Source organism: Pseudomonas sp. CFBP 8771, from assembly GCF_014841695.1.
GTDB classification, from domain to species: Bacteria; Pseudomonadota; Gammaproteobacteria; order Pseudomonadales; family Pseudomonadaceae; genus Aquipseudomonas; species Aquipseudomonas baltica.
The window spans coordinates 656,614-669,765 of record NZ_JACYUJ010000001.1 but is presented as its reverse complement, the minus strand read 5'-3'; the positions used below and the strand labels follow the sequence as shown (position 1 = coordinate 669,765).

At 62.1% G+C, this 13,152-nt stretch carries 11 protein-coding genes; 1 reads left to right on the top strand and 10 read right to left on the bottom strand.

Features of this window, described 5'->3' with window-relative positions; all coding sequences use genetic code 11:
* Positions 1–244 precede the first annotated feature (244 nt).
* Positions 245–1,450 carry an O-antigen ligase family protein gene (locus IFT80_RS02980; protein ID WP_192047217.1) on the top strand — a complete coding sequence of 402 codons (1,206 nt, stop codon included), beginning with the start codon at positions 245–247 and terminating at the stop codon, positions 1,448–1,450.
* A 223-nt stretch (positions 1,451–1,673) separates the two neighbouring features.
* On the opposite strand, the gene IFT80_RS02975 is transcribed toward IFT80_RS02980, so the two are convergent.
* The 10 genes from IFT80_RS02975 to gmd all read right to left on the bottom strand — a co-directional run bounded on the left by IFT80_RS02975 (position 1,674) and on the right by gmd (position 12,990).
* Positions 1,674–2,564, bottom strand: coding sequence for a glycosyltransferase (locus tag IFT80_RS02975; protein ID WP_192136716.1), 891 nt, complete (start codon positions 2,562–2,564; stop codon positions 1,674–1,676).
* A gap of 169 nt (positions 2,565–2,733) precedes the next feature.
* Positions 2,734–3,369, bottom strand: coding sequence for a CatB-related O-acetyltransferase (locus IFT80_RS02970; RefSeq protein WP_192056210.1), 636 nt, complete (start codon positions 3,367–3,369; stop codon positions 2,734–2,736).
* A gap of 16 nt (positions 3,370–3,385) precedes the next feature.
* Positions 3,386–4,282 (bottom strand): glycosyltransferase family 2 protein, encoded by an 897-nt coding sequence (locus tag IFT80_RS02965; protein WP_192136715.1) that lies wholly within the window; start codon positions 4,280–4,282, stop codon positions 3,386–3,388.
* Between the two features lie 418 nt (positions 4,283–4,700).
* The gene (locus IFT80_RS02960; protein WP_192102099.1) at positions 4,701–6,701 is read right to left on the bottom strand and encodes a polysaccharide biosynthesis protein; all 2,001 of its coding nucleotides are present in this window, start codon (positions 6,699–6,701) and stop codon (positions 4,701–4,703) included.
* Between the two features lie 100 nt (positions 6,702–6,801).
* Positions 6,802–7,812, bottom strand: a complete 1,011-nt coding sequence (locus IFT80_RS02955; RefSeq protein ID WP_192136714.1) for an MraY family glycosyltransferase — start codon at positions 7,810–7,812, stop codon at positions 6,802–6,804.
* Positions 7,809–8,780 (bottom strand): UDP-glucose 4-epimerase family protein, encoded by a 972-nt coding sequence (locus IFT80_RS02950; protein WP_192136713.1) that lies wholly within the window; start codon positions 8,778–8,780, stop codon positions 7,809–7,811. Before IFT80_RS02950 ends, IFT80_RS02955 begins: the two co-directional genes overlap by 4 nt.
* Positions 8,781–8,804: 24 nt before the next feature.
* Complete coding sequence (locus tag IFT80_RS02945; RefSeq protein ID WP_192136712.1) at positions 8,805–9,920, bottom strand: glycosyltransferase family 4 protein; 1,116 nt, start codon at positions 9,918–9,920, stop codon at positions 8,805–8,807.
* Positions 9,917–11,062: a glycosyltransferase family 4 protein gene (locus IFT80_RS02940; protein WP_192136711.1), complete on the bottom strand. Its 1,146-nt coding sequence runs from the start codon at positions 11,060–11,062 to the stop codon at positions 9,917–9,919. The genes IFT80_RS02945 and IFT80_RS02940 overlap by 4 nt, the downstream gene beginning before the upstream one ends.
* A complete protein-coding gene (locus IFT80_RS02935) occupies positions 11,063–11,959 on the bottom strand; it encodes a GDP-mannose 4,6-dehydratase (RefSeq protein WP_122714153.1) in 897 nt (298 codons plus the stop codon).
* Positions 11,959–12,990, bottom strand: a complete 1,032-nt coding sequence (gene gmd, locus IFT80_RS02930) for a GDP-mannose 4,6-dehydratase (RefSeq protein WP_122714154.1) — start codon at positions 12,988–12,990, stop codon at positions 11,959–11,961. The genes IFT80_RS02935 and gmd overlap by 1 nt, the downstream gene beginning before the upstream one ends.
* Positions 12,991–13,152: the final 162 nt, after the last annotated feature.

Here is a 13,152-nt window from a genome sequence, read left to right as displayed (position 1 = left end):
ACCCTAGTCCCGCATCGCAGATGTTCCAGTGCCACCCTGTTGCACGACGTGTCGCACTGGCCCTGCCCCGGCCTGCGCGGGCACCTGACGGATCGAAGGCATGTGTAAGTAGCTATGTGCGCTGCACCAGCCCGTAGGATTTTTCGGCGTTCGGACCTTCTGTGTTGATGCAAAGTCACATCCACGTACAATCCACCCGCCCCCAAACACTTCACTGCAAAGGCCTATGGACAGACAACCTCTCATGCAATCCCAGAGTACTTCCGTGCGCGAGCGTACGGTGCACGTGCTGAACGCCTATGTGCTCCCCATCGGCTGGTTGGTCATCATGACCGGCATGTTCTGGGCATGGGATCGCTCTCTGTATCACAAGCTGTTCTACATCTTCCTGGCGGTGCCCACCCTGCTCGCCCTGGCATTGCAGCCGGGTCCGTTCAAGGCGCTGGTGCGCAACCCGATGTTCCTTGCCTTCGTGGCCTTCAGTGCCTATATCCTGCTCAGTGTCAGTTGGGCCGCAGACGGCGAAGACTTCGGCTCGCTGTTCAAGCGGCCGCTCTACATCGCCATGGTGCTGCTCTCGGCTGGCCTGATCGCGCTGAAGGTGCCCGCGCGACTGGCGCAACTCACCCGTGCAGCGGCAGTGATCGCCACGGCAGCGGCGGGTTTGTCGTTGATCTATTTCTATGGCGTGCAAGGCGCGTCCCTGGGCAGCCGTCTGGATGGGTATGGCGCGCTCTACAACCCTCTGCTCAGCGCCCATGTGTTCGGCGCCTTTGCCAGTGTCTGGCTGGCCACCTGGTACATCGGACGCAATCCGTGGAACCCGTTGGCGCTGGGGTGCCTGGCGGTACTGGGCGTAACCTTGATCGCCACGGGTTCGCGGACGCCGATCATCGGCATGGCGGCGGCATTGCTGTGGCTGATGGCGGCGGGAAACAAGAAACGCGGCGGGCTGGCGATTGCCATTGCACTGCTGGGGATCGCAGCGCTGTACGTGGTAATGCCCGATGTGCTGACCTCGCGCGGGGCGTCGTACCGGCCGGAAATCTGGATGGAGTCACTGCGTCAGATCGGCGAGAACCCGTGGTTGGGGCGCGGCTACGATTCGGAGATGACCATCGTCATCCCTGGCCTGCCGTACACCTTGGCCGACCCGCACAATATCGAACTGGGCGTGCTGTACATCGGCGGCGTTGCAGGGCTGAGTCTGTGGATGGTGCTGTATGGTCTGGCCATGCGCTTCTGCTGGATGAATCGCCGCGAACCGCAGGTGGTGTTGGCCGCAACCTGGCTGGTGTTCGGGTTTGCGTCGGGGCTGACCGAAGGCAGCGCCTTCATGTCCCGCCCCAAGGAGCACTGGTTCCTGATCTGGATTCCGATGGCGCTGGTGTATGCGCAATGGCTATGCCACTGGGGCAACCGCCTCAGCCGGCCTGCCAAGGCCGTTTGAATGACATTGCTGATTGCCTGATGCAACCCAGCGCGCCCTTCGCGGCCACGGGCCGCTCCTACGGAGAATCCGACGCCCCGTAGGAGCGGTCATCGGCCGCGAAAAGGGTTACGCGTATTGCCTGATGCACTGCGGTGCGCCTTTCGCGGCCACGGGCCGCTCCTACGGAGGATCCGACGTCCCGTAGGAGCGGTCATCGGCCGCGAAAACGTCTACGCGGATTTCAGCTGAACACCATACGGAGCATGCCGCGCAGGGTCTTCCTGTTCCAGGCCCTGAGCGGAATCATGCCCAGCAGCTCTCTGCTCAGGCCCTTGTCCTTGCGCGCATACTTCAGGAACATCGAATTGAGAAAACGCCAGCGCACCTGCTCGTACGCCGGGTGCTCGCGGTACACGGCGTAGGTCTTGAGCACGTTCTCGACCATGAAGCGGCCATTCTTGTAGGTGTTGGTCGCATGCTTGCGGTACTGCGCCAGAGGCTCACCCAGTACATCGATGAAATAACCCGCGCGGGTCACTGCCAACTCGATATAGACATCCTCAAGGCGAATCTCCGGATCGAACCCACCCACCTTCTCCAGCGCCTCGCGACGGAACATCAGCGTAGCGGCGGTCGGCCCCGGCTTGCGGTCCATGAACATGTCGTCGAAATCCAGCCGGCGGAACGGCTCGTTGCGCTTGCGCTGTTCACGCTCGCACATCACCTTGCCGGCCGCATCGATGATCTCGGTATTGGCCGAGCAGATACCCACCTCGGGCTTGCCTTCCATGTACGCCACCTGGGTGGCGATACGATGGGCGAACATCACGTCATCCGACCCGAACGGCACCACCAGGCTGCCCTGGCAACGTGCCACCGACTCGTTCAGCGTCCGCGACAGCCCCTTGTTCCCCTGCACGCGCAGATCGAAACCATGCTCGGCACTGAGCTTGCGCAGCAGCTCGACGCTGCCATCGGTCGAACCATCGTCCACCACCAGCAACTCGATGTTGGCGTAGGTCTGCGCCAGCACGCTGCCGATCGAGGCCTCGATGTACGGCGCATGGTTGTACGAGGCGATGATCACCGACACCAGGGGCTGCTTTCGATTGTCTGAGGTGGACGTGTTCATATTCGCTGCTCTGAAAAAGTGATGCCGTGCCTACGCGAAGGTAGGCACTCTAGGTACGACGAGCGGCCGAGCCAATCGCCAGGGCCATTCGCATTGTAACAATGCATGACCTCAATGGATGTGAGGCCTTGCTTGCAACGCTGGCAAGCGGATGACACTTCCAACCACTTCATCCAGCCACGGCTGTTGGCTGGCGATTGCGGGCATAGGTCAGAAACGCCTCGAGGTCGTCGCTGCACAGCAGATGGGCCACGGCTTTGACTTCGGCAACGGGCCAATCCCACCACGCCGACGCCAGCAAGGCGTCCCGCACGCGTTCTTCGAAACGCCACTTGATGAACCGACACGGGTTGCCGCCCACTACGGCATAGGGCGGTATGTCCTTGGTCACCACCGCGCCGGCTGCAACCACTGCACCATGGCCAACCGTCACACCGGACAGAATCAACACATTGGCGCACAGCCAGCAGTCGCTGCCGATCACTACGTCGCCTTTGGTGGGCGCTGCGCCCGGCACGTCCTTGACCTCGTCGATGATCAACGGAAACGGAAAGCACGACACCCAATCGGTGCGATGGCCACCCCCGAGCAGGATCTTCACCCCCTCGGCGATCGAGGTGTAGTTGCCGACCTTCAAGGTGGTGTCGTCGCCGAACTCCTGCACGTCGGGAATGCCGTAGGTGCCCACCCCGATTGCATACTGGGGGTAGCGCATGCGGATTCGCTCGGGCCCGCGAAACAGCTTCTCGAACTGCCCGAGGTGCTTGCGAACCTTCCTTTTCTTCAACCGGTCCCACCACTTCATCGACGCACTTCCTTACTTACCAATGCAGCACCAGACGCTTGAGACGGCGAAACGTGGTGCGATCCCATAGCTTGAGCGGGATGGAGCGCAGCAGTCGCAGCGCATCCTTCTTGTCTTCCACCACCGCGTATTTCAACGCCTTGTTGACCAGTTTGGCGCGGCCGCGCTCATAGCCGGGGTGCCCGCGATAGGGCTCGATGGCGCGCATGTCGGCTTCGAACAGGGTCTTGTAGCGGCGCGACAGGTTGTGCGGATGGCGCCGGTAGCGGGTCACGATCACCGGCAGCATGTGGATCTCGACGCCCTGCTCGGCAATGCGCAGGGTGATCTGGAAATCCTGGACCTTGATCGCCGGGTCGTAGAACTTGGCCTTGCGCAGCACGTCCATGCGGTACAACGACACCGGCGCGCCGCAGACCCGGGCATTGGCGAGGATGTCGGCGAAATCCATGCGGCGGATGCGCGTGTGCGTCTGGTCCTTGAGGGCGTTGCCCTGGGTGTCCATGTAGGTGATCAATGCACCTACCGCGCCGACTTCAGGGTTCTGCTCCAGGTAATCGACACGTACGCGCAGAGAGTGGGCGAGCATGATGTCGTCCAGATCCGGCGTGGATACGTATTTGCCGCGGGCGTGCTGCAGGCCGAAATTGAGCGCGGCGCTGACACCCTGGTTGGCTTGCCGCAGCAACTGGAAGTCGTAGGTCGCCTGCAGCGCGGTGAGCATCTCGATGCTGCGGTCACTGGAACCGTCGTCGACGATGATCACTTCGAAATTCGGATAGTCCTGGGCGAAGATGCTGGCCAACGCCTCTTCGAGGAAATTTTCAGCGTTGTAGCACGGCGCCACGATCGAAACGAGGGGCAAATCCGCTACGTCGGCTCGATCGGCAGGTTCGGAAAGTATGTCGGTCATTTTATGGGCAACGACTAATTCGGGTATGTACGGCCTGATATCGGCAGCGCTGCATGATGGGCGATCCGTACCCGATTGTCGACCAATCCATGCCCCCCCACCGTAGGAGCGGTCATCGGCCGCGAAAAGGTCCGCGCGGTGGGTCAGGCGAAATGCGGGGCGGTCTTCGCGGCCACTGGCCGCTCCTACGGGGTGTCGGCCGATCGGGCAACCCTCCGTAGGAGCGGTCATTGGCCGCGAAAAGGGCACCGCAGTGGATCAGGGAGACTGCGGGCGGGGGCGTCGGCAGGATCGGGAACCCTCCGTAGGAGCGGTCATTGGCCGCGAAAAGGTCCGCGCGGTGGGTCAGGCAAAATGCGGGGCGGCCTTCGCGGCCACTGGCCGTTCCTACGGGGGAGCGGGTTTGCAATACGCAGGATCAGTCGGGGGTGCCGCGGTGCTGTTGGATGTGCAGCCAATCGACGATCTCGCCTTCGGGCGCGTAGCCGCTCACGGCTTTCTGCAATATCTCGCGGACCCGGTCGAAATCCGTGTCATCCAGTGCCCGCAGCAAACCGGTCAGCTCGCCCTTGAGGGCTTCCCATGGCAAATGATCCTCGTGGGCGCTCATGATCATCGGATGACGGGTAGCCACCACGTTGTTGCCGATCAGCAATTCCTCATACAGCTTCTCACCCGGCCGCAGCCCGGTGAACTCGATGCCGATGTCGCCCTGCGGGTTCTGTTCGGAACGGATACTCAAGCCCGACAGATGAATCATCTTCTGCGCCAGGTCGATGATCTTCACCGGCTCGCCCATGTCCAGCACGAACACCTCACCACCACGCCCCATCGACCCGGCCTGGATGACCAACTGCGCGGCCTCGGGAATGGTCATGAAATAGCGGGTGATGTTCGGATGGGTCACCGTCACCGGCCCGCCCGACTTGATCTGCTTGTGAAACAACGGAATCACCGACCCCGACGAGCCCAGCACATTGCCGAAGCGCACCATGGTGAAGCGTGTCTTGTTCACCCGCGCCACGTTGGCCGGGTCGCCGAACAACACCGGCGCCACTTCACGGCTCAGCGCCTGCAGAGTCATCTCCGCCAGGCGTTTGGTGCTGCCCATCACATTGGTGGGGCGCACCGCCTTGTCGGTGGAGATCAACACGAAGTTGGCCACCCCCGCCTGCAACGCCGCCTGGGCGCAGTTCAGCGTACCCAGCACGTTGTTGCGTACACCCTCGGCAATGTTGTGTTCCACCATCGGCACATGCTTGTAGGCCGCCGCGTGGTACACCGTATCCACCTTCCAGGTGGTCATCACCTCGAGCAGCTTGGCCTGGTCGCGCACCGTGCCCAGGGTCGGCAGCATCTGCACGTGCAACCCTTCACGGGCAGCACGCTGCTCCAGCTCGCCGCTGATGGTGTACAGATTGAATTCACCATGATCCAGCAGAATCAGCAGCGCCGGCTCAAGGCCAAGAATCTGCCGGCACAGCTCGGAGCCGATCGATCCCCCTGCTCCGGTCACCAGCACCGACTTGCCAGCAATGCAGTGTTCCAGCAGGTCATCCTGCGCAGGCACCGAATCACGCCCGAGCAAGTCGGCTATGTCGACTTCCTGAATGTCGTCGACCTTCACCTCACCACTGGCCAGCGCGGTGAAGTTGGGCACACTGCGCACGTGCAGCGGAAAGCCTTCGAGGAAACTGAGAATCTCGCGACGCCGCGAGCGCGACGTCGACGGCAACGCCAGCAGCAGCTCCTCGGCGCCGGTCAGATCGATCATGCGCTGGATATGCTTGGGCTTGAACACCTGAATGCCGGCAATCACCCGGTCGGATATGCTTGGGTCGTCGTCGATGAACGCCACCGGACGCATCACCCGGCCCATGCGCAGTGCGGCAACCAACTGGTTGCCTGCAACACCGGCGCCGTAGACAGCCACCTTGGTCAAACGGTCGTCACGCCCGGCGAACGGCACGTTGTGCACGGCGTTGAACCAGTCGCCCATGAAGTATTGGCGCATGGCCAGGCGCAGGCCGCCGATGATGACCAGGCTGATCCACCAATAATTGAAGATGATCGAGCGCGGCACCACCGTCTGGTGGTTGCTGTACCAATACACCACCACCGCCAGAATCAGCGCCGACAGGCTGACCGCCTTGACGATGGCCACCAGTGCATCGTTGCCGAAGTAGCGCATCACCGCGCGATACATGCCGAAACGAATGAACAGCGGTATGGCCACGAACGGCGCGGCCACGAACAACCATTCGTGCTCGCGGATCGGGTTGTACATGTCCTCGATGCCCAGGCGCACCAGAAAGGCCATCCACAGCGCGACCCAGACCAGCACGATGTCCGCGACCACTTGCAACATGCGCTTCTGGCGACGTGGCAACCCCAGCAAGCGTGTACGTATTCTATCCATCAGTATTCGACCCGAATGGCCCCAGACCGTGACGGTCGGTTGTAGCAACTACGTAACCTTAAGTGCGATCAGCCGATTGCACCAGTGCGCGAACGCAATTTCATGCGCGTTCCAATTCCCCCGCATGATAACGAAAAGCCAGCCACAACAAAGGGATGTACGCAATAAAGGTGCCTAGAACGGGGCTCAGACCGAAAACCGTCACGGCAATGGCCCAGGGCAACAGCCAGCCCAGCGTGATAGACGCCGTCGCCAGGGTCACCGGCAGATGACGCCCGTAGACCCGCGAGGCGTACTGATAGGCGTGGCTTCGATGAGCCTGATACACCTTGTCGCCCCGCAGCAAACGCCGCAGCAAGGTGAACGTGGCATCGACGATGAACACACCCAGAAGGATCACCCACCCCCAGAAGTAAGCCGGCTCGATCCACGCTGCCTGAACCGACAGCACCGCCAGCACCAGCCCAAGAAAACCGCTGCCCGCATCGCCCATGAAGATCTTCGCCGGCGGCCAGTTCCACAGCAGAAAGCCCGACACCGCCGCCGCCAGCACGGCCGGCAGCCACATCAGCTGTGCATGCCCGCCAAGCGCATAGATCAAACAGGCCCCGGCACACACGCAGATGGCCTCGACACTGGCGATACCGTCGATGCCGTCCATGAAGTTGTAGAGGTTGAGCATCCACACCAGGTACAACAGGCCGAATACCCACCACAACGCGGCAAGCCCGTCGACCGCACCGATCACACCTGGCATGCCACCCAGGCACAGCAGGGCCCAGCCGCCCGCTGCGAAATGCCCGAGCAGGCGCCAACGTGCAGCTATGTGATTGTGATCATCGAGAAAACCCACCACGGCAACCAGCGCCCCACTGCCGAACAGAGCTAGCCAGACACGGCTTTCGAGCATTCCCCAAAGCGCCAGCCCGCTGATGGCAGCCAGGAACACCAGTACGATCGCCACGCCACCGCCGCGCGGGGTCGGCACCGTGTGGGAACTGCGCGCGTTGGGCACGTCCATCAGGCTGCGCGCCAGCGCATAGCGACGCAGAGCGAACGTCAGCCCGTGGGCAAGCACCAGCACGACCAGCAGCCATACCAGCAAGCTCATCGACGGCGCGCTGCCACGTAGGGCCGCGACGTGGCGGCCAGCGCGTCGGCCATGGAGGTGGGCGGCTGCCAGCCCAGCAATTGGCGGTTCTTGTCGATGTCGACTTCCAGGGAATCAAACAGCCGTTGCGTCACTGCACCCTGCCCCAAGGCATTCGCCACGCGGCTCATCCACGGCAACGGCACATCGATCAACCGTGGTTGCTTGCCCATTGCCGCAGCCATGGCGCGCACCAGGTTCGCAGTGGACACCGGCTCGCCATCACTGACCAGAAAGGTCTGATTGGCCGCAGACGGATGTTCCAGGCAGGTGCACACCAGATCCGCCAGATTGTCCAGCGCCACCAGGCTGCGACGGTTATTGGTCTTGCCGAAAGGCAGCGGCACACCACTGCTCACCAGACGCAGCAGCGTCTGGAAATTCGCGCGCACGCCTGGCCCGTACACCAGCACCGGGCGAATGATCACCACCTCCATGCCAGTGCCTGCTGCCAATGCTCGCAGGCCCACTTCCGCTTCCAGCTTGGAAATGCCGTAGGCATCGCGCGGAGACGGCTCGTCGTCGGCACGAAACGGCTGCCCCGGCTCGGTGGCTTCGCCATTGACCTTGATCGAACTGATGAAAACAAAGCGCCGCACCCCGGCCTGCGCCGCTTGGCGGGCAAGGTTCAGCGTGCCTTCGACATTCACCCGGCGAAATTCGGCCAAGGGATCGGCATGGGACTCGCGCATCACGTGCACACGCGCAGCGGCGTGCACCACACTGTCAATGCCGGCGAGCGCGCTGGTCCAATCGGTGTCGGCGGCCAGCGTGGGCACCACGCAGCCTTCCACCCCAATGGGCAGTTTTGTGTAGGCGCGGCGCACGGCGGCGCGGGTGATCGGGCAGCCCAGCCGCACCAGCCGAGCCGCGACAGCGGCACCGACAAAACCCGACGCGCCAGTTACCAAAACAGCTTTCGAGATCATGGGCGAGCACCTTGGTCGAATGGATTAACGCTGCAATACGTCGTGATACAACTGCACATAACTGTCCGCCATTCCCTGCGCGGTAAACACCTGCTGGAAGCGACGCGCCGCGGCGGCGCCCATGGCACTGGCCAGGGCTTCATCGTTCCACAGTGTCTGCATGGCCGCCGCCAGCGCCTGGGGATCACGCGGCGGGATAACGAGTCCGGTTTCACCGGCCCGGTTGATGTAGCTCATGCCGCTGCCGATGTCGCACGAAATCATCGGCTTGCCATACATGGCGCCTTCAAGCAGCGAAATGCCGAACGACTCGGAACGCAGGTGCGACGGAAACACGAAGGCGTGGCACAGGGTCAGCAGCGCCGCCTTGTCTTCATCCGGCAAGCCGCCGAGAAAATGCACGTTGCTCACTTCAAGCTGCCGGGCATAGGCCTTGAGCTCAGCTTCCAGATGGCCACCCCCAAGAATCACCACCGGCAAGCCGGTCGCCTTGGCAGCATCAAGCAGGTAGTTCAGACCCTTGTAGTAGCGCAGCGCACCGACGAAAAGAAAGAACTTGCCGGGAAAGCGCGCTTGCCAATGCGCCAGGCGCTCGGCAGAAGGCGTGGGGTATGTGGCGGGATCGAGGCCGAACGGAATGACTGACAACTTTTCCGTGAAGCGCTGCAGCACCGGGCTGCTGGCCGCGTAGTCGGGTGAAGAGACGACGATGCGGTCCATGGACCCGAGGAAGCGATTCATCAACGGCTGATACAACTTGAGCAGGGTCTTCTGCTTGATGATGTCGGAGTGATAACTGACCACCGACGGCTTGCCGGTGCGGCTAGCAAAATGCACCAAGTCCATGAACGGCCACGGAAAGTGGTAGTGAATCAGATCCGCCTGGCTGGCCAGCTCCTTGAAATCGCCCAGCGCCGACCAGGAAAAGCCGGTAGAGGCCACGTGCAAATCGAGCTTGGCGCGGTGGGCCACATGGTGCCCTACCCGTTCGCCACGCGCCGCGCCGCGCTCGCTGAGGTACAACACCTCGGACTGCACACCGCCCGCGGCACATCCCTCTGCCAGCTGAAAGATGACCTGCTCAATCCCGCCCATGGAATCGGGGAAGTACGTCTTGAAAAAGTGCAGCACCTTGATCATCGGCTTTCCAACGTGCGGCGATAGGATGTCAGCGTCTGTGCGGCGCAGCGGTCCCAGGAGAATCCGTCAGCGTGAGCCAGGCCCCGTTGCCGGGACTCGGCGCGCCATGCGTCGTCTTCCAGCGCCTTGGCCATGTGCTGCGCCAAGGTGTCGATATCCATCGCCTCGCACATCAACGCCGCCTCACCCGCCACTTCTAACAGGGACGAGTTATTGGCACAGACCACCGGCACGCCCGAACTCATCGACTCCAGCACCGGCAGGCCAAACCCCTCGTACAACGACGGAAAGGCAAACAACCGCGCGCCCGCGAACAGCACCGGCAAGTCCTCGGCCGGCACGAAGCCCAGATAGCGCGCCCAGCCCTGGCGCTGCGCCGACTCGATGCGCGCAAAGATCGCCTCGTTCTGCCAGCCTCGGTAGCCGGCCAGGATTAACGGCCACCGTTGGCGCGTGGCCAGCGGCAGCGTTTCGTAGGCCGTGAGCAGTGTCTCGATGTTCTTGCGCGGCTCGATGGTGCCGGCGAACAGGCTGTAGCCTTCGTGGCTCAACCCGTAGCGCCCGAGCACTTCAGCGGTTTGCGCCGCGCTGCGCGGATGAAACTCCGGCGAACTGGCCAGCGGCACGGTATCGATCCGCTCGAGCGGCCAATCGAAATACTCAGCCAGTTCGCGCCGGGTGAATTCGGAGTCGGTGATCAGGCGGTCCGCGCGCTTCAAGGTCAGCCGCAGCTCTTTCTGCAGGTAGCGCGCCAGCTGCGGCGCGTGGCATTGGGACCAGGTAAACGGCGACAAGTCGTGAAAGGTCGCAATGCGCGGCCCCTTGAACGGCGGCAGGTAATAATTGGGGCTGTGATACAGATAATCGCCATGCCCTTTCAGGGCACGCGCCTTGAGCAATGGCATCAGCAGACGATAGGCCTCGATGGCCAGAAAGTTTTTCTGCACTGCTCGCTTGAGGCTGTAGCCGCTGCCGGACGCGTCCGCAGCACTCGGCAGCGCCGGCAGGAAGCTGCGCCCGGCAAAGAACTGCAGGTCGGTTATTTCCGGACTGCTCTGCAGGCGTCGCGCCAGCTCATAGGTATAACGCCCAATGCCCGTCAGCGGAAAGCGCACAGGCTCGACGGAAAGGACGACCTTCATTTACTGGGCAGCCAACATCCATTGCAGGGTGTCGCGTAACGGCGGGGTCTGCCAGTCGCCCACCAGCGAACGCAAACGGGTATTGTCACCGCACAGCGTCTTCACTTCGTTGGCGCGCACGAATGCGGGGTTCACCTCCACACGGATGGAATGGCCGGTGATGCTTTCGCACAACTCGATCACTTCACGCAGCGAATGGGTGACACCCGAGCTGACATTGACGGTCTGCCCCAAGGGCTTGTTTTCCAGCAGCCCACGGTAAGCGGCGACCAGCGCACGTACGTCGCTGAAATCGCGCCACACGTCGAGGTTGCCCAGCTCGATCACTGCGGCCTTGCGGCGGAAGTGCGAGACGATCTTGGGCAACAGAAAATTGTCCGCCTGCCCCACCCCGGTGTAGTTGAACGGCCGGGTTACAACGATGGGCAAGCGGTTTTGCCACAAGCTGGCCATGTATTCCATGGCCAGCTTGCTGACGGCGTAATCGTTGGCCGGCGCGGGGGCCGTGCCTTCGTCCAGCATGCCTTCGGATGCATTGCCATACACATTGGCGCTACTGGCCAGCAATACACATTCAGGCGCCTTGCCCGAAGCGGCGACCGCTTCGAGCAGGTTGCGCGTACCAATCAGGTTGACCTGATAGAACGCATCAGCCACGCCATGGCCCACGAACGCCAGTGCGGCGAGGTGAACCACGTAATCGGGCTGCAGCTCTGCCAGCAACGCGCTGAGCCTGGGTGCATCGTTCAGATCGGCCTGGTAGTAACCTGGCTCCTCCGACGGCTGACTGCCCAAGCCGATGACTTCATACCCATGGGCCTGCAACTCGGCGGCCATGTAGCGGCCGGTGAAACCCTGGATACCAGTGATCAATGCGCGTTTGCCGACATTAGCCATCAGAACGAAAACCCTTTCTCGTTGCGGCGCAGGTCAGCCTCGACCATCATCCGGCACAGCTCTTCCAGCGAGGTCTTCGGTTCCCAGCCCAATACGGCCTTGGCCTTGGCCGGGTTGCCGATCAGCAGGTCAACTTCGGTTGGGCGGTAGAACTTCGGATTGACCGAAACCAGCACCTTGCCAGTCTTGGCGCACAGGCCCTGCTCGGATTCAGCTTCGCCCTGCCACTTGATCTCGATGTCCACGGCCTTGAAGGCCATGGTGACGAAGTCACGCACGGTTTCGGTACGGTTGGTGGCCAACACGAAAGTGTCCGGCTCGTCGGCCTGCAGCATGCGCCACATACCTTCGACGTACTCCTTGGCAAAACCCCAATCGCGCTTGGCGTCGATGTTGCCCAGCTCCAGGGTTTCCTGCAGGCCCAGCTTGATCTTGGCGACGGTGTCGGTGATCTTGCGGGTCACGAACTCACGGCCGCGCAGGGGCGACTCGTGGTTGAACAGGATGCCGCTGGTGGCGAAGATGCCGTACGACTCGCGGTAGTTGATGGTCATCCAGTGGGCATACAGCTTGGCCACACCGTAGGGGCTACGCGGGTAGAACGGGGTTTCCTCGATCTGAGGAATGGCCTGCACCTTGCCGAACATCTCGGAGGTCGAAGCCTGGTAGAAGCGCGCCTTCGGGTTGACGATGCGGATGGCTTCCAGCAGGTTGACAGCGCCCAGGCCGGTGATTTCGGCGGTGGTCAGCGGCTGCTCGAACGAAACACCAACGAAGCTCTGCGCAGCGAGGTTGTAGACCTCAGTGGCTTCGGTGGTCTGCAGCAACCGGATGCTGGCAGAAAGGTCGGTCAGGTCGTACTCGACCAGGTGCAGGTTAGGGTTGTTCTGGATACCCAGCTCTTCGATACGCCAGAAGTTGACGGAGCTGGTACGGCGGTAAGTGCCGTATACGGTGTAGCCCTTTTCCAGCAGCAGTTCCGCCAGGTAGGCGCCATCTTGACCAGTGATACCAGTGACAATAGCTTTCATGCGAATTAACCAACTCCATTTAGTGCCGACAAGGCAGCGAAAGAGAAACCGAACAACGCTTGCGGCCGCGCAAAGCACCGGCGCTCGACTTAACAAAGCGCGGAGTATACATATACCCGCCAGCTCAGCCCAGCCTCCAACACCGGCGCGAGCCGAAGACCG